This is a genomic window from Psychrobacter pocilloporae, from assembly GCF_029872915.1.
Lineage (GTDB): Bacteria > Pseudomonadota > Gammaproteobacteria > Pseudomonadales > Moraxellaceae > Psychrobacter > Psychrobacter pacificensis.
Genome location: NZ_PGFT01000001.1, coordinates 1,517,875 through 1,533,929 on the forward strand (window position 1 = coordinate 1,517,875; position 16,055 = coordinate 1,533,929).

The 16,055-nt window shown below is 45.2% G+C and carries 16 protein-coding genes; 9 read left to right on the plus strand and 7 right to left on the minus strand.

Annotated elements, in window-relative coordinates; all coding sequences use genetic code 11:
- Positions 1–20: 20 nt before the first annotated feature.
- Complete coding sequence (locus tag CUR83_RS06555) at positions 21–2,159, plus strand: hypothetical protein (protein WP_284719331.1); 2,139 nt, start codon at positions 21–23, stop codon at positions 2,157–2,159.
- A 55-nt stretch (positions 2,160–2,214) separates the two neighbouring features.
- Positions 2,215–3,798, plus strand: coding sequence for a hypothetical protein (locus CUR83_RS06560; protein WP_240364972.1), 1,584 nt, complete (start codon positions 2,215–2,217; stop codon positions 3,796–3,798).
- 110 nt (positions 3,799–3,908) lie between these two features.
- Here the strand turns inward: CUR83_RS06560 and CUR83_RS06565 are convergent, their stop codons facing one another.
- Positions 3,909–4,424 carry a Spy/CpxP family protein refolding chaperone gene (locus tag CUR83_RS06565; protein ID WP_240364971.1) on the minus strand — a complete coding sequence of 172 codons (516 nt, stop codon included), beginning with the start codon at positions 4,422–4,424 and terminating at the stop codon, positions 3,909–3,911.
- 275 nt (positions 4,425–4,699) lie between these two features.
- On the opposite strand from CUR83_RS06565, the gene CUR83_RS06570 reads away from it, so the two are divergent.
- The 5 genes from CUR83_RS06570 to CUR83_RS06590 all read left to right on the plus strand — a co-directional run bounded on the left by CUR83_RS06570 (position 4,700) and on the right by CUR83_RS06590 (position 7,852).
- On the plus strand, positions 4,700–5,386 hold the full coding sequence (locus CUR83_RS06570; protein ID WP_252962413.1) for a response regulator transcription factor: 687 nt from the start codon (positions 4,700–4,702) through the stop codon (positions 5,384–5,386).
- Positions 5,386–6,981 carry a sensor histidine kinase gene (locus CUR83_RS06575; RefSeq protein ID WP_284719332.1) on the plus strand — a complete coding sequence of 532 codons (1,596 nt, stop codon included), beginning with the start codon at positions 5,386–5,388 and terminating at the stop codon, positions 6,979–6,981. Before CUR83_RS06570 ends, CUR83_RS06575 begins: the two co-directional genes overlap by 1 nt.
- 244 nt (positions 6,982–7,225) lie before the next feature.
- Positions 7,226–7,429, plus strand: a complete 204-nt coding sequence (locus CUR83_RS06580; protein ID WP_071001493.1) for an ESPR domain-containing protein — start codon at positions 7,226–7,228, stop codon at positions 7,427–7,429.
- 44 nt (positions 7,430–7,473) lie between these two features.
- Entirely contained in the window at positions 7,474–7,683 is a 210-nt protein-coding gene (locus CUR83_RS06585) for a hypothetical protein (RefSeq protein WP_071001494.1), read from the plus strand.
- Complete coding sequence (locus CUR83_RS06590; RefSeq protein WP_156770947.1) at positions 7,613–7,852, plus strand: hypothetical protein; 240 nt, start codon at positions 7,613–7,615, stop codon at positions 7,850–7,852. Before CUR83_RS06585 ends, CUR83_RS06590 begins: the two co-directional genes overlap by 71 nt.
- A 135-nt stretch (positions 7,853–7,987) precedes the next feature.
- Here CUR83_RS06590 and maiA read toward each other — a convergent pair whose 3' ends face one another.
- Positions 7,988–8,635, minus strand: coding sequence for a maleylacetoacetate isomerase (maiA, locus tag CUR83_RS06595; protein ID WP_212564520.1), 648 nt, complete (start codon positions 8,633–8,635; stop codon positions 7,988–7,990).
- 181 nt (positions 8,636–8,816) lie between these two features.
- Here maiA and CUR83_RS06600 point away from each other — a divergent pair, with 181 nt between their 5' ends.
- Positions 8,817–9,674 carry an IclR family transcriptional regulator gene (locus CUR83_RS06600; RefSeq protein ID WP_284719333.1) on the plus strand — a complete coding sequence of 286 codons (858 nt, stop codon included), beginning with the start codon at positions 8,817–8,819 and terminating at the stop codon, positions 9,672–9,674.
- Between the two features lie 118 nt (positions 9,675–9,792).
- Here the strand turns inward: CUR83_RS06600 and CUR83_RS06605 are convergent, their stop codons facing one another.
- The 5 genes from CUR83_RS06605 to CUR83_RS06625 form a co-directional block, all read right to left on the minus strand.
- A complete protein-coding gene (locus tag CUR83_RS06605) occupies positions 9,793–10,017 on the minus strand; it encodes a hypothetical protein (RefSeq protein ID WP_284719334.1) in 225 nt (74 codons plus the stop codon).
- 245 nt (positions 10,018–10,262) lie between these two features.
- Entirely contained in the window at positions 10,263–10,838 is a 576-nt protein-coding gene (locus tag CUR83_RS06610) for a VOC family protein (RefSeq protein WP_071001498.1), read from the minus strand.
- A 140-nt stretch (positions 10,839–10,978) separates the two neighbouring features.
- Positions 10,979–12,268, minus strand: a complete 1,290-nt coding sequence (gene fahA, locus CUR83_RS06615; RefSeq protein ID WP_284719335.1) for a fumarylacetoacetase — start codon at positions 12,266–12,268, stop codon at positions 10,979–10,981.
- A gap of 200 nt (positions 12,269–12,468) precedes the next feature.
- The gene (locus tag CUR83_RS06620; protein ID WP_284719336.1) at positions 12,469–13,665 is read right to left on the minus strand and encodes an amino acid aminotransferase; all 1,197 of its coding nucleotides are present in this window, start codon (positions 13,663–13,665) and stop codon (positions 12,469–12,471) included.
- A gap of 157 nt (positions 13,666–13,822) precedes the next feature.
- Positions 13,823–14,770 carry a LysR family transcriptional regulator gene (locus tag CUR83_RS06625; protein WP_284719337.1) on the minus strand — a complete coding sequence of 316 codons (948 nt, stop codon included), beginning with the start codon at positions 14,768–14,770 and terminating at the stop codon, positions 13,823–13,825.
- A gap of 161 nt (positions 14,771–14,931) precedes the next feature.
- Between CUR83_RS06625 and hppD the strand changes: the two genes are divergently transcribed.
- On the plus strand, positions 14,932–16,047 hold the full coding sequence (hppD, locus tag CUR83_RS06630; protein WP_284719338.1) for a 4-hydroxyphenylpyruvate dioxygenase: 1,116 nt from the start codon (positions 14,932–14,934) through the stop codon (positions 16,045–16,047).
- Positions 16,048–16,055 lie beyond the last annotated feature (8 nt).

The following is a 16,055-nucleotide window of genomic DNA, read 5'->3' on the forward strand; positions in this document are numbered from 1 at the left end:
TTGGCTATAAAGAGATTCTTATGTCATCAAACCATGTTAATAACCGTAATCGACAGTGCCACTCTGAGATGGCGAGTAATTATTTGCCTATCATCAACAATAAAAATAATAATGGTCATGTATCTCAAACAAGCAAATTAACCTCTATCGCTTTGCTAGTTGGTAGTGCGTCGCTTGTGCTTACAGGTTGTCAGTCAAATCCGACTGCCTCAGCGGATGTGGCAGCCTCCAGTACCCTTATGGATTTTAGCACTGCAAATCCTGCTCAGAGCCAACGTCAAGGTCGCGCTTTTACGGCTAGTCAAGAGGCCCAAGCTGAGCGTTACGCGCAACTGTTTAATCAAGAAAAATATCCCAACACTGAGCACCAAGCCAAGGCGCATTTATTGGCAGCGATTCGCCAGCATTTGGCAACAGAGCATGTGGCCGTCGCGCAAGCCAATTACCAAGCAGTACCATTTATCGATGCCGATAGTATTGATGCAGGCTCAAGCAGCTTACTTAGAACGATTATAGAGACCTATGCCTATCAGCCTGAGGGAATGTACGATAGTAGCGATGATGAAGCGCAAGCTGAGGCTAGAGCAGAATTAGCAGCGGTAGGTGTAGAGTCGAATAAATGCAATGAAAACGAAGATGATGACGCTTATGAAGTCTGTGTGGTAGAGGGTATTAACTACGATTATGATGATGCGAAAGATTCGATAGAGTCCGACTATCCTAGTGACTATGATAAGTCTAGAGCAGAAGCTGAAGCAGAAAGAAAGACCATTGCTGCTATATTGGCTGAAGCAGGGGAGAATGAGCCAGCAAGCGACAGCATGTATGATACAGATGACTATAGCAGCAACGACTATGATAGTAATGATTTTGACAGTGACGACTATGATAGGGACGACTATGACAGCTATGATGATTACGGCAGTGGCGCTGGCGGCATGCTCTCAGGTCTGTCAGGGTTAAACCCGAAAAAAATGGCTGCAAAATATGAAGCCATGCAAATGGCAAAACAGCAAGCTAAGACAGAGCCGACCAATAGCGAGGAGCTATCAATGTCTTCTACTGGCTTGATTGGTAACATACTGACGATGTTCAGCCGCACTCCTGAGCAAATCGCTGCATCCAACGCCTATCAATATCAGCATTTGACGTTCAATAGCGTCAGTCAGTACAACCCAAAACAGCGGCAATTACAAAGCGTATATAGCTACGACTACGCCACGCCAACCATCAGCTCATCCATACAAGTACCAGTGGCCTTTGATTTTAACAAAAGTAGTGTCACAGTTGATCCATCGGCAATCATGCCAATCGTTGCGCTCGTCAATCCTGAGAACACCCCATTACCCTCGCAGATGGCCTCACATACGGTCAGCTTTGGTTTGCCTGACAGTATCACGGCGCAGTTGCCACCAGCAGTGCTTTATGATGCGGTGCTCAATGCCATACAGAGCAGCATGGCAGAATTGGCACCTGAGCATTTTAGCGCCGTAGACATCAGTGGTGATGCGTTTGCCAAAGAAGTTGGCGCGACTCGAGCAGTAAAAGTTTATTTTGGCAGTCAGCAAGGCGGCGAGATGATAGGCAAAACTCTAAAATATGTGACAAAATCGCTGCAAGAGTATGTAGATGTCAACCCAAAAAAATATCCTAATGGAGCCATGCTAAAAGCCGCGCTTGCCAAAGCACAGCTATACAACAAAGGCTACCAAAGTGCGGATGTGGGTTCGCTACTACAGCTGATCGAAGCCATTGGCCCTATCTCTTTTAATCAGATTAATTACTATTATTTAGATAACTCAGATCGCCTGCTTGCCAAGCAGCAGCGCGTCAATATCGGTGGTGATTTACTTGGCTCTACGACGACCATGCTCAATCAAGTCCGCTATGATAAAGCCAGCTTTGACCACCATGCCCTAACGCCACTATTGGCAGAGTCATTTGGCTCAAATGCGGTAGCGCCTATCGATGGCAATGCATGGATAGCAGCACAGCGCCAGAAAAAAGACAGACTACAAACGGCACGCTATGCGCGTTACGATTATGAGGATGGCCGCTTAGAGACTGATTATAGTAGTGACGAATATGACAATCGTTATGATGCAGAATCAATTGATGAGAGCCGTATTGGCGATGCTAAAGATGATAATGAAAAATAGAGACGACGTCGCATTAGCTTATCGCATTTACGCATATGTCTATTAAGGATAAAAAATGAAAAAAGCACATCAAACGCTTACACTACGTCTGTCATCTATGATGAAAAATCACTTATTATTGACCAGTACATTGCTGTCAGGAGCATTACTCTTAACGGGTTGTCAATCTGCCAATTTGAACCAGTCAAATGCATTGACAGTTAAGCAATCACCTAGCACCGCTAAAAAGACATTAGCGACTGCATTACAAAAACAGCGCCGGCAATCGTTCAGATACCATAGTAATATCGAGATCAGTAACCGCCAGCAACGTACGGCAGCATCTGGCACACAAGTCGTGGCATCAGATTATGTGGATGCGCACTGCGAAGAGACACATGACCAAGCCTATGCGGCATTGATCATGCAGGCAGAAAAACAAAACAAAGATATTTTAGCTGCAGATTATGATGACAAGCGCGATGCTCTTAAACAGTCTTATTTTGAGTGCGTCGATGCTTATTATGCGTGGGAGGAGCACCAGTACGATAGCGATGTGACAGTGCCAGCAGGTTATCAAGCGCTGTTTGATAATTATGAAGACAAACCAAAGCCGCTAGATATAAAAAAAGCGCAACTGCTAGATGAGTACTTGCTAAAACCGTTATCTATCAATGCTCAAGGCATCTATCAGCCCATGGCGGGCAAGGCGACGATGCTCGCCAGCGCCCAGTATCAAGCGCGCAATCATCATAGCAGTATCAATCAGCCTGTCTACATCGACATGAAAAATGGTGATATCTATTTATGGGCAGATAATGTTGCGATGTTCAATTCTGAGCTATTAGACGATAAGCTCGGTACAAAATGGCGAAACAAATGGTTAAAAATAGCCATTGATGATGGAACATTGCCCAAAGGGTTCGGCCGTGAGGTAATCAAAGCCCACTTTGCCGCGTTAGATCTGACGTATGATGGAGCCCCTGTTAGCCAGTTCGATTATGTCGCGCCCAATACGCTTGCCGCGCTCTCGTCCAAGTTGCCGGCGCATCAGCTATCAGCAATGCTCTCAAGTGCCCAAATCATTCGCCGAGTACAAAGCTTTGAGAGTTATCAAGAGGACTATCAAAATTATCTGCAAATCTTCTACAAGCGCATTAGCCAAAAATATCCGGAGCTGGTAAAAGAAGCCGAGCCTATGACAGCCTTTGAGACGATTCAAAGCTCAAAGGAACTCACTAGTAAAGCGATGGTGCAAACAATACTGGCTATGATAAATGCTCAAATAAATGATGAAGATAAGACGGAATCTAAAGTCGCTGCAAACGCCACAGTAGAAGAGCTATATGGATTTGACAAAAGTGGTCAGCTCAAATGGCAGCATCTGCACCGCCAATTAGATAACACTGGCAAAACTGCGCCAGATAAAAGTATGACAATAGATGTCTTGCAGCAGTATTCTGTTATTAATAGCAAAGACAAGGCATTCCCAAATCTACCACGTGAGGTTCAGACACCAAATGCGAGCAACAGTATTGATCTGCGAGACTATGCGTCAGAGTTGCTGGAATATTATCGTGACGGTAATGGCACAGCAGTGGGTAAAATGATATTTAACATGATGCCAATGGCGAAAGAACGTTTTGGGGCGACAGACTAACTGGAAGATAGCATCATTGAGTGTTAAGTAGGATACTGTCGTAAAAAAGCGCATCGTATAAACGGTGCGCTTTTTTTAATATGGCCATCACTTATGTTGTGACAGACTTTTTACATGCCTTGATGATGTGGCTTGTCATGGCCTTTACGATCTTTTAAGTGCTTACGACCTTCTTCTTGTCTTTCTGATTTGAGCTGTTCCATTTTTGCACGCTGCTCAGCGGTCAACACCTGAGAGATGGCATGCTGCGTTTGGACGCGCTCAATAAAGCGTTGTTTTGCTTTTGCCGCTTGCTGATCGGCCAAACGATTTACCGCCGCGTTGTTCAACGTACTTGCATTGGTCAGTGCTTGTATTTGTTGTTCCATTTGTGCGCGTTCTGCCTGATGTTTTTCACGGTCAGCTACGCGGTCGCCATGTTTTTCTTGCATGATGGCTTTGATTTGCGCTTGCTGCGTCGCTGTTAGATTCAGTTTTGACATTGGGCCTCTCATGGCGCCGTCTTTATGGTTCTTTTGCACTTGATTCATTGGCGCGGTGTCAGAGGCTGCATTGACACTAGAACATGCTGTCACAGTAAATACGCTAGAAGCTGCTAATATTGAGCCCAATAATAATTTTTTCATGATGACATCCTTTAACTACAGTGAGTTTGGTTAAGTAAACACTAAAGTCTTATCTTGCAAGCATCGCATTCTAAGCGCTATTAATCGTTGTGATTGGTCGTCTTAAAAGTGCAGGTCTTGCGGTTGATAGAAGCTATCTTACGGCAGTTAAAGGTTACGAACATTTATGAAGTATTAAGAAAGGTAACGTTTATAGCGAATTGACACGCGCTTGCCTGATAATATGGGCAAGTAAATGAATAAAAGCCAATTAAAATCATGGAAAGGAGGTGAGTGTGCCAAATATATTGATAGGCGATGATGATGAAGAATTGACTCAGTTACTACAAGAGTATTTGCACAACCATGGTATTCATTGCGACTGTGTCCATGATGGGGCGGCAGTTATACAACGATTAAAAGCGGTGGCGCATGATGATTCCGCTTATGATTTGCTCGTCCTCGATATCATGATGCCAAAAATAGATGGGCTAAGTGTGCTGCGGCAACTGCCAAATATCAGTGATATGCCCGTGATTATGCTGACGGCAAAGGGTGAGGAGATTGATCGTATTATTGGTTTGGAGCTGGGCGCTGACGATTATATCACCAAGCCCTGTAACCCCCGCGAGCTACTAGCGCGTATCAATGCTGTGATTAAGCGTACCAACACGACCACGTCTGAGCATACGCCGCTACCAGAGAGTCGCTTGCATCTTGATCAAAATCAGCGTGTTTGTGAAATAGATGGTGTGGCGCTACAAGTGACGGGAACAGAGTTTGACTTACTCGTGGCGCTGCTCAAGCAAAAAGGAGATGTGGTTAGCAAAGCATGGCTGTCAGAGAATGTCTTGCAGCGTGAGTTGCAGCCTTTTGATCGTAGCCTTGATGTGCATGTGTCTCGCCTGCGCAAAAAACTTCAGCCTTTTCATGACGAACCAATAAAAGCAGTGCGCGGTAAAGGCTATCAACTGGTGCTCTAATGATAAAAACTTCCAGTAATCCCGTCAAATCACCGAAATTCAAAGTGCGAATCACGCTGTTTTGGCGTTTATTCCTGAGTCTATTACTGACGATACTAATTACCTCACTGTTATCCATTATGGTGGAGCGCTGGCTGGCTGAAAAAGAGCTAACGGCTCGTATGGACGTACAAATTGAGAGTCTATTAATTCAGCGTCAAGAGATGGTCGATGCGCTGCGAGTGGGTGATTTGATAGCTGTCAGGCAGATGTATCGTCAAGATCGACGCCTCATGAGTCAAATCAGAGTCTACGATGAGCAAGGCGCTATTATATTTCCGCGTTATCGAGATAGAGACGAGCGCACGCAAGGACGTGGGCAAAGCGGCCAGCAGTCGATGGAACGTGCCATGCAGCAACCACTGCCGCCACCGCCTAGAGCTTACGATAATAAACCAAGCAATCTGAATGATGAGATGCTCATAAAACAGCCTTCTGTTTTGCACGAGATCCTAAAACCAATAATGTCGAGCAGTGCTGCGATAGCGGATATTGATGCGCGTCCTGAGCTGGCAGACATCTCGGTTGAACTGCCTGATGGACAATCAGTCATCATACAGTTGCGCCCGCATTTACGTTTTGCAGATGTGGTAGAGCTACAGCATGGTAATTTTCCCCTACGTTTGCTATTGATTATTGCTTTTAGTGTATTGGTTTGTGTCTGGCTGAGCCGTACGTTGACTCAGCGTATTGGACGTGTGCAGAGTACCGTGCACCGTATGATTGATGGGGACTATCAAGCCAATCCAGCGCTATCAAAAATGGGTGATGATGAGCTGGGATTACTGGCCAAAGATGTGGCTCATTTGTCAACGAGACTGGCTGATAGTGAGCTGGCGCGTAAGCAGATGCTCAGTGATATCTCGCATGAGCTGCGCTCACCGCTCGCGCGTCTCGATGTTGCAACTGAGCTGACTCGTGATTTTGCACCCAACGCCCATCGTTATTTAGACCGTATTGACAAAGAGTCTGCGCGGATGAATGAGTTAATTGAGCAAATTATCCATATTCAATCCCTACAAATGCAGCAATACACGATTGATAATTTGGAGAGCGAAGCAGTCGATTTGTCCGAGATTATCAGTGACATCGGGCAGGATGTGTGTTTTGAGTTTCAGCATAAAGAGGTGAGATGGCAGTGGCAACCACCTGAATATTCATTTGCCAATGACTTAAAAAGCGCTTGGACAGTACAAGGCAATCAAGAGCAGCTGCATAGTGCACTTGAAAATGTCGTTCGCAACGCTTTTATGCATACGGCAGCGGGCTCAACAGTCATCGCTGAGATGAAAGCGGTGCAGATAGATAATAAGATGCCTGCGATTCAAATCAGTATCACGGACGAGGGCGGCGGCGTCGCTGACAATGACTTAGAACGTATCTTTCAACCCTTTGTCCGTCTCGACACGGCTCGTCATCGTGATACTGGCGGTTATGGGTTGGGGCTGGCTATTGTTCATGCTGTCGTGATGGCGCATAAGGGGTATATCAACGCCCATAATCGACGAGATGGTGTACTAGGATTGGTGGTGCAGATAGTATTACCGATTAAATAGTAAAATTTATCATGAGGAAGAGGAAAAAGCTCAACGTATCAGTAGATGCTTTTCATGGATTGATGTTTCATATTCTATCCAAAAGAAAATGTCTTATTTCTCAAAAACTGAAACCAGTAACACTTCAAAAGGCTGCATGATCCCTAATTCATAACTCGTTTTATTTGGTCATATCGATTCTCTTGCACCATAGATTTTATTTCTGATTTTTTAAATCTGACAAATCTGTAAGGGAGTATACATCATGAACCGCATCTATAAAGTCATCTGGAATGAAGCATTGAATTGCTTTACCGCAGTCGGTGAATACGCAAAAGGGCGTGGCAAATCTTCCAAATCTAGTGTTAGCGCTAACGCTACTATCAATACCACATCCAATGTATCTGCTATCAAGACATTACGCTTAAGTGCCATAGCACTTGGGCTAATGAAGGCAATAACAAAATAATCAATGTCGCTAATGGGGCAATCAACTCTACGAGTAAAGATGCAGTGAATGGCTCACAGTTAGATAACTTAGCTAAGAGCGTCGCCGCTAACAAAACCAAGTACTATAGTGTTAATTCAACCGCTATTGGCAATGTCAACAACGATGGCGCAACCGGACCCAATGCTATGGCGATGGGTGGCAATGCTAGTGCTACTGGCGGGCAAGACATTGCCATTGGTAGCGGTCAAAGTGGTCAGAACACCTCGCTATAAGATTAATACCGAATCAGGCGGCGCCGCCTCCATCGCTATTGGAGCAAAGGCATTATCTAAAGGTGCATTATCTACCGCAATTGGTGTGCAGTCATCGTCATCTGGTGTTGCGCCTTCTGCCTTTGGCATCGGTGCTTCAGCAAGCGAAAAATGCCATGGCTGCTATTAATGCTTTTGTAGTATGCTTCATACGAATCCTTGTAAAGAAACTTTGAGTGATAGGGCGGTTAAGAGTCGATATCATTTACCATCAAAAGTTAACATAATAATACCCTTATTAAGTCCTGTTTTAATATATTGATATTTATGCATGTTTTGGCGCATCAGGCTGCACCATAGGATCGGCATCTGCAAAAGCCTTTAGTGTGCGGCAATGCGTATCAATAGCGACGATATTGGGATAAGGAGTCAGGTCTACCTTAAAGCGCCGCGCAGAAGAAACCTGCGGGATCAGATAACAATCTGCAAAAGTGGGCCTGTCACCATAGCAGAACTGCCCCCGGTTTTTATCTGCTGCCAACCGTGTCTCTAACGCTGCAAACCCTTCAGTAATCCAACGATTGCACCATGCAATGACTGCCTCTTTATCTACTGACAACTCATTACGTAAGTACTGTAAAATACGGCGGTTATTAATCGGATGGATATCGCAGCCAATCATCGCACTTAGCGCACGCACGTGCATGCGACCAGCGGCATCTTGGGGCAATAAAGCGTGCTCAGGGTAGGCTTCTTCTAACCACTCCAAGATAGCGGGACTTTGGTATAATAATAAATCGTCCGCTCTTAAGACTGGCACCAGTCCTTGCGGATTAATCGCTTTAAATGCGTCCTCTAACTGCTCATCTTGTGCCAGATTGATCGCGATATCATCATAATCTAAGCCTTTTAAATTCAAGGCAATACGGGTACGGTGAGAAGTACCACTGCGAAAATAGCCGTAAAGTGTCATCATTATTTATGCCCTTATTGTGATAGGTTATTTGTATCAAGCTTATGTGAGATAAAGTTAGTATTATTGAGTCGTGTCACTATTAATTTGGCCTGTATGTCACCGCCAGTTCATTGAGCAATTCTCATTGAGCAACTCAGTATCAAGAAAACATAATTAAGTACACTAGAGACGAGCCATCATGTCAGCAGATAAAAATTTTTTAGATAAATCCGTCACGAGTAAAAACCAGAGTGGCATCCAGTCACTTGAGATTGGATTGTCGATACTAGATGTGCTTATCGATCGCCATGAGCCTATGATGCTAAAGGATATCGCTGAGACCATGCAGATGCATCCCGCAAAATCCCATCGTTATTTGGTCAGCCTCATTCGCAAAAACTATGTTCGCAAGCTTGATGATGGGCGCTATGGGCTTGGCGATAGAGTAAATGCATTGGCAGCATTAGGTCATACTGGCTTAAATCCAAACAATATTTTGGCGCAATTGACTCAAGTGGCCAATGAGATTAAAGATACCCTAAATTGCGGTGTGCAAATTGCTAAGTGGTTTAGCGAAGGCCCAATTATTATTCAGTCCGTTGAACCAGACAGTCCGATTAGCATCATCACTCGCATCGGCTCACGTATGCCTTTGACGACATCAGCTACAGGACAATTGTTTGCCAGCTATCAATCTGACGCGGTCATTCAGCCATTAGTCACCGCTGAATGGCAGTCGAGTCATGCCGCAGCAGATATGACAGAGAAGTGGCAGAATTTTGCTCAGCTGCAAGCCAAGATACGTACGCAAGGCTATGCGACAGTGACAGGCGATATGCTCATGGGTATTAATGCCATTACGATACCTGTGATATTGCCGCATTTTGCCAATAGTGCTGCTAATCTATCCGCGAGTAGTGACAAAACCGCTAGCGAGGCTCTGCCGCTAGAATATGCCATTACTATCATTGGCACCACAGAGCAACTACCAATGAGTGAGCAACAGAACGTGGTTGAGCAAATACTAGCAATCGCACAGCGCTACCAAATAGCATAGCCAAAATGTTAACTACAAACTGATAGGCTATAGTAGAACCTTAATAAAATTAATACAGCATATGCATCATAGGTGGCACCTGGCTTACTGAGAGTGGCAGACGGATAAATCTCAATCTTTAAACGGCCCTTTGAGTCTTCTTCGATTTTTTGGCCCATGGCTCCAATGCTTCGGTATTGATATTGTCATTGGCGGTTATAAAGTGTGAAAATCTCAGTGTCGTCACATCGTCTGGATTGGTATCCGCGCTTTTGGCTTGCTCATTTTGATCATTGTTAGAGCAGCCAGTCATCGCAACTGAGGCCGCGAAGAGTATGCCTAAAGGGAATGTTACTTTCCTCATTGAGTCCTTTCATGATGGTGAGATATGGTTCGCAAGCTATGCTATCTCTTCATTATAGTCGAACCACTATTAAAGTGTTACAGCGTTAGCCTCGTTTAGCCTACTACTGTAGTACTTGCACTCGTCTGCCTTGTACCACTTTTAATATTGATTGACTATATTTTGAACTGATCACTACTTATCTAATTTCAAAGTAATGATTGATAGATAATGTAAAAAAGGTAGCAAGTAGAAAGACGACGCAGTTACTCTCCGACAGGCGCAATGTCACGGGCTTCAGCGAACTCATCACTGTGTAAAAACTGTGTGTGGGCTGGGGCGCGTTTGGTACGAGACCATTCATCTAGCATGTCGTGCTTGATGGCGTCTGTAATCATCGAGACTTTGTCCTCTGAGGTCGGGTCGTCATAGGTCAACTCGAGACGATGCCCATTAGGATCAAAGAAATATATCGAGTGAAAGATACCGTGATTGGTCACGCCAATGACATCAATACCTGCACGTTCTAGTTGTTCTTTGGCGGCCATCAGCTCATCACGATCTTTGACTTTGAGCGCCAAGTGTTGCACCCAGTTTGGAGTATTGGGGTCAAAGCCCATTTCAGGCTGGTTGGGCACTTCAAAAAACGCCAATACATTACCATTACCAGCGTCCAAAAAGACGTGCATATAGGGGTCAAAGGCTTTGGTTGAGGGTACATGGTCTTCTGCAAATGCCAAGATAAAATCCATATTGAGGTTTTTTTTATACCATTCGACCGTTTCTTTGGCATCCTTGCAGCGATAAGCCACATGATGGATTTTTTCAATTTGAAAGCTCATATTCAACTCCTTTTGATAAGGCCTAGTGTGAATGTAAGAGGAACGATGCCCGTACTAATAGACCAAATGTCATGATGGTTCTAACGGCTCACCTCTACTGTCACTACGCCTTTTTTCTATGTCTTTTTTCTATGCCATTATTATTCATTAAAATCGAAGCTAAGCGCGGGCAGTACCTTGCCTCGTACTTCACCAAACCCAACACGCACGCCATCTTTTTCGCTATAGCCTTTCATAATGACGGTATCGCCATCTTCGATGAAGGTGCGCGACTCACCGCCCTCAAGTGCTACGGGTTTGGTGGCATTCCAAGCAATCTCTAGCATCGAGCCATAAGAATCAGGCGTTGGCCCTGAGATTGTGCCCGAGCCCATCATGTCACCGACTTCAACTTTGCAGCCAGTGATGGTGTGATGCGTCAATTGCTGCGCCATTGACCAATACATGTATTTAAAATTGGTCTTGCAAATAACCGTAGCCGTTTTTGCATTTTCAGGCAGTAGCTCGACCGACAGATTGATATCAAAGCTGCTCTCTTTGTCTTTTTCATTGAGATAAGCCAGCGGCTTGGGCTCTTGGGTTGGGCAAGCGGTGCTAAATGGTGCCAATGCATCCATCGTGACTATCCACGGAGAAACTTGCGAGGCGAACGTCTTGGCATTAAATGGGCCTAAAGGGACATATTCCCACTTTTGGATATCTCGAGCCGACCAGTCGTTGAGCAGTACCATACCAAAGATATGATCAGCGCCATCGTCTACGGCGATTGGTTGACCGATATGGTTGCCTTTACCAACGACAAAAGCGGTCTCGAGCTCAAAATCTAGGCGCTGACAGGCGGAGAAAACAGGACGCTCATCAGGGTTAGGCTTTAGCTGTCCTGAGGGACGTACGATATCAGTTCCACTAGCGATGACGGTGCTGGCGCGTCCGTTATAACCGACAGGCATTTCCGTCCAGTTGGGTAGCAGGGCATTGTTTGGATCGCGGAATATCGTACCGACGTTGGTCGCGTGTTCTTTCGATGAATAAAAATCGGTAAAGCCAGGTACTTGAACAGGTAGATGCATGGTAACGTCTGCTTGCTTGAACAGCGCCTTTTTTTGCAGATCGACATTGTCACGTAAGTCGCTGTTGTCACTAGACAGTAGCGACTGAATGGTCGTGCGCGCCTGCGTCCAGTTGTCTCGACCAGAATCAATAAAAGCGTTTAGCGTCGACTGATCAAAGTAAGGCCCACCATTTAGGCTCAGTAATCCTTCTGACTCTAGCACAGACAAGTCTAGTACCTGATCGCCAATGGCAACGCCCGCACGGCGCGCACTATCTTTAGTGTCGCTAAAAATACCATACGGCAGATTATGGATAGAAAAGTCAGAGTCCGCTTTGATGTCGATAAAAGAGGTGAGAGTACTGTCAATCGTTGACATGCTTTGCTCCTTGCTAAAAGTATTATTTAATTACGTTATAGTTAATTATTTACGTATAATGTAATTTATTGATATGTTGATTGCAAGTTTTTTTGTGCCATGTCTTTTGCTTAGTGATTGATAAGACAAATCCTAAGCACAAAAAAAGGCCAAGCAATCGCTCAGCCTTTTTTATTTTTTAGTCCATATGTCTGATTAATTTAGTCTTTTAAAACGTCTGCCATCGCATTGGCGACGTAGTCGATGTTGCTGGTATTTAGACCTGCGACACACATACGAGAGTTAGATACCATATAGATACCATACTTGCTTTGTAGGCGCTCGACTTGCTCAGGCGTCAATCCAGTAAAGCTAAACATACCGTTTTGACGCGTGATGTAGTCAAAGTTACGGTTGGGGATTTTGGCTTCTAGTACCGATTTTAGCTTTAAGCGCATGGCTTTGATACGATCACGCATCGCATAAACCTCGCCAACCCACTGCTCATGTAGGGCGTCATCGTTCATGACGATATCAACCACATGACCACCATGTGATGGCGGGCTTGAATAGATACGGCGTACCATCGCATTTAGCTGACCAAATACGCGCTCAGCTTCGTCTGCGGTAGGGCATACGACCGACAGACCGCCAACGCGCTCGCCATATAGCGATAAATTTTTAGAGAATGAGTTGCTGACAAATAAAGGCAAGCCCATCTCAACGGCTTTACGAATGGCGTAAGCATCGCCGTCCATGTCCTCGCCAAATCCTTGATAAGCGATATCCATGAATGGAATCAATTCATGCGCTTTGATGACGTTGAGCACGGTATCCCATTGTGCTTGGGTCAAATCCATACCTGTTGGATTGTGGCAACAAGGATGTAGCAAGATGACATCGTGTTTGTTCAATGTTTCAAAAAACGCAATCATCTCATCAAATTTGATACTGCTGTTGGCTTTGTCGTAGTACGGGTATTTACCCACTTCAACGTCAGAGCCTTCAAAGATAGCGATATGATTGCCCCATGTTGGATCGCTCACATAGCACTTGGACTGTGGGAACCATTCATGGATAAACTCAGCACCGACTTTCAGGGCGCCAGAACCACCGATAGTGGCGATGGTCGCAACCAAACCGTCTTGTAAGATTTGTGCGCCTTTGCCAAACAATAACTCCTGACAGCCTTTGCGGTGTCCAGGCAAGCCTGCCATTGGTAGATAGGGACGCGGCGCAATAGGATCAGCAATACGCGCTTCGGCAGTTTTGACACAGTCGAGTACTGGCAGTACGCCACTTTCATCGTAATAAATACCAATGCCTAAATTGACTTTATTGGGATTATTGTCCGCTGAGTATTTTTCCATCAGCCCTAAGATTGGATCGCCAGCGTAATAATCGATACGTTCAAACATGCCATTTCCTTATAAGAATATAAACCAAGCAGCCGAAAATCATAGAGCAAATTGCTGATGAACTCAACACGCGAGTGCGTTATCTTGCGCAATTAATAAAATAAATCACCAAATATCTTGTCTCTTTATCTGGCAGATGAGTTTGTGGCGTGATGCATCACTTAATCGACAGTGTTTCAGGCTGATGTAAGTCGTGATAATGGGTGGCAAAGTAAGTCTGCAAAAACTGCTTAAAGGCGATGGTTGCAGGAGACAGCGCCCGTGAGGCACGCTGATAGATAAAGAACTGGCGCATTTTTATAGGCTGCGTCAATGGGCGCATTTGCAAGCCGTTGGCGCTGACCCAATCGATGACCTCAGGCATATATGGGAGGCATAAGGTAATGCCGAACCCTTGGCGGGTCATCTCAAGCGCGGTGGACATAAAGTTGACTTTGTAGCGCGCTTGCTGAATCTGAGCGGCGATAGAGTCATCCAGCTCGACTGTCACCTGCTCAAGAAACGGGCCTTGTAGAGTGATAAGTGGAATATCAAGCAACTCCTGCCAAGTGATTTCGTCTTTTTGCGCCAGTGCATGATCGTTTGGCATGACCACGCAAAACGGCAGCTTGTATAACAGATCAGCACCGATATCATCTTCAGTTTCTATAAAACCAAGTTCAGTACCAACCCCCAAATCGACCTCGATGTCTTGAACATGCTTGAGCAAATTTTCTGCTGAGCAATCCAATAGCGACACTCCGATATTTGGATATTCCTTAGCAAATTGCGCGATGACGGCGGGCAGGGAGGATGCCGCAAACTGCGACACCGCTAAGCGCACCTGACCTTGCGCCAAGCTGGTCAAGCTACTTGCTTCGTTTTCGAACAGCTGCATCTCATTCAAGATACGCCGCGCTTGTGGCAGCAGATGGCGTCCGACAGCGGATAGTGACAACTGGCGGGTAGTACGGTCAAATAACACGATGCCAAGGCCAGTCTCCAGCTCTTTGATCAGTCCGCTAACAGCAGATTGGGTCAGATACATCTGTTCGCTGGCAAGAGTGAAGCTGCCGTTGTCAGCGACTTTGATAAAAGCGGTCAGTTGACGAATGCTGATATTCATAAGTAAACCTGATAAATAAATCATAAAAAACAATTAGTCTTATAAATAAAGCTAATCTAATATAAGTACAACGTCAACAATAAAGATTGATTATCAATCGTTTTATCGCATTTTATTACTAATCGACTTTTTACCACCAATTGACATTAAGGATGATTGCAATGGCAGATTTATTTGACAACCCAATGGGACTAAACGGGTTTGACTTCGTCGAGTTTGCTTCTCCGCAGCCTGATGCGGTCGATGCATTGTTTAAACAGCTGGGATTTGCACATATCGCCAATCACAGATCAAAAGATGTGGCGCTATATCGCCAAGGTGACATCAACCTAATCTTAAACCGTGAGCCAAGAAGCCCAGCCAGTTACTTCGTCGAAGAGCATGGCGCTGGTGCTTGCAGCATGGGATTTCGGGTAAAAGATGCCAAAAAAGCCTACGAGCGTGCTATTGACATGGGTGCGCAGCCAGTAGAGGTGCCAACAGGTGTGATGGAGCTGAGACTGCCAGCGATTAAAGGTATCGGCGGCTCACTGGTCTATTTGATTGACCGTTATAAAGACGGCGAATCTATCTATGATGTTGACTTTGAGTTTTTTGCAGATATCGATAGAAACCCTGTCGGATATGGTTTCAAAGTCATCGATCACCTCACGCACAACGTCTATCGCGGCCGCATGGCGTACTGGGCAAAATTTTATGAGCGTATCTTTAATTTCCGCGAGATTCGCTATTTTGATATCAAAGGCGAGTACACGGGGCTGACCAGTAAGGCCATGACTGCCCCTGATGGCAAAATCCGTATTCCGCTCAACGAAGAAGCCAAGCAGGGCGGTGGTCAGATCGAAGAGTACTTAATGCACTTCAATGGCGAAGGGATTCAGCACATTGCTTTGGCTAGTGATGACTTGTTTGCCAGTATTGATATGCTAAAAGCCGCCGGTATTCCACTTATGACTGCACCAAATGCAGCCTACTACGAGATGCTGAGCGAGCGCTTACCAAACCATGGTGAAAACGTTGCTGACTTGCAAACGCGCGGTATCTTGTTAGATGGTACGACAGAGGGCGGCGCACCGCGTCTGCTACTACAGATTTTCTCTGAAACCATCTTGGGTAGCCCAGTGTTTTTTGAATTTATCCAGCGTAAAGGGGATTATGCAGAAGGTTTTGGTGAAGGTAACTTTAAAGCCTTGTTTGAATCCATAGAGCGCGACCAAGTGCGTCGTGGCACGGTCGGTCAGCAAGAGACCAATCAATCAGAAACAGAAACGCCGTAGATCACACT

Excerpts from the sequence above, each read along its gene's own strand:
- CUR83_RS06580 (WP_071001493.1), top strand. The coding sequence starts at position 7,226 with ATGAACCGCATCTATAAAGTCATCTGGAATGAAGCATTGAATTGCTTT.
- CUR83_RS06620 (WP_284719336.1), bottom strand. The coding sequence starts at position 13,665 with ATGTTTGAACGTATCGATTATTACGCTGGCGATCCAATCTTAGGGCTG.
- CUR83_RS06565 (WP_240364971.1), bottom strand. The coding sequence starts at position 4,424 with ATGAAAAAATTATTATTGGGCTCAATATTAGCAGCTTCTAGCGTATTT.
- CUR83_RS06575 (WP_284719332.1), top strand. The coding sequence starts at position 5,386 with ATGATAAAAACTTCCAGTAATCCCGTCAAATCACCGAAATTCAAAGTG.
- maiA (WP_212564520.1), bottom strand. The coding sequence starts at position 8,635 with ATGACACTTTACGGCTATTTTCGCAGTGGTACTTCTCACCGTACCCGT.
- CUR83_RS06560 (WP_240364972.1), top strand. The coding sequence starts at position 2,215 with ATGAAAAAAGCACATCAAACGCTTACACTACGTCTGTCATCTATGATG.
- CUR83_RS06610 (WP_071001498.1), bottom strand. The coding sequence starts at position 10,838 with ATGAGCTTTCAAATTGAAAAAATCCATCATGTGGCTTATCGCTGCAAG.
- CUR83_RS06590 (WP_156770947.1), top strand. The coding sequence starts at position 7,613 with ATGCTAGTGCTACTGGCGGGCAAGACATTGCCATTGGTAGCGGTCAAA.
- CUR83_RS06605 (WP_284719334.1), bottom strand. The coding sequence starts at position 10,017 with ATGAGGAAAGTAACATTCCCTTTAGGCATACTCTTCGCGGCCTCAGTT.
- CUR83_RS06600 (WP_284719333.1), top strand. The coding sequence starts at position 8,817 with ATGTCAGCAGATAAAAATTTTTTAGATAAATCCGTCACGAGTAAAAAC.
- CUR83_RS06555 (WP_284719331.1), top strand. The coding sequence starts at position 21 with ATGTCATCAAACCATGTTAATAACCGTAATCGACAGTGCCACTCTGAG.
- CUR83_RS06625 (WP_284719337.1), bottom strand. The coding sequence starts at position 14,770 with ATGAATATCAGCATTCGTCAACTGACCGCTTTTATCAAAGTCGCTGAC.
- hppD (WP_284719338.1), top strand. The coding sequence starts at position 14,932 with ATGGCAGATTTATTTGACAACCCAATGGGACTAAACGGGTTTGACTTC.
- fahA (WP_284719335.1), bottom strand. The coding sequence starts at position 12,268 with ATGTCAACGATTGACAGTACTCTCACCTCTTTTATCGACATCAAAGCG.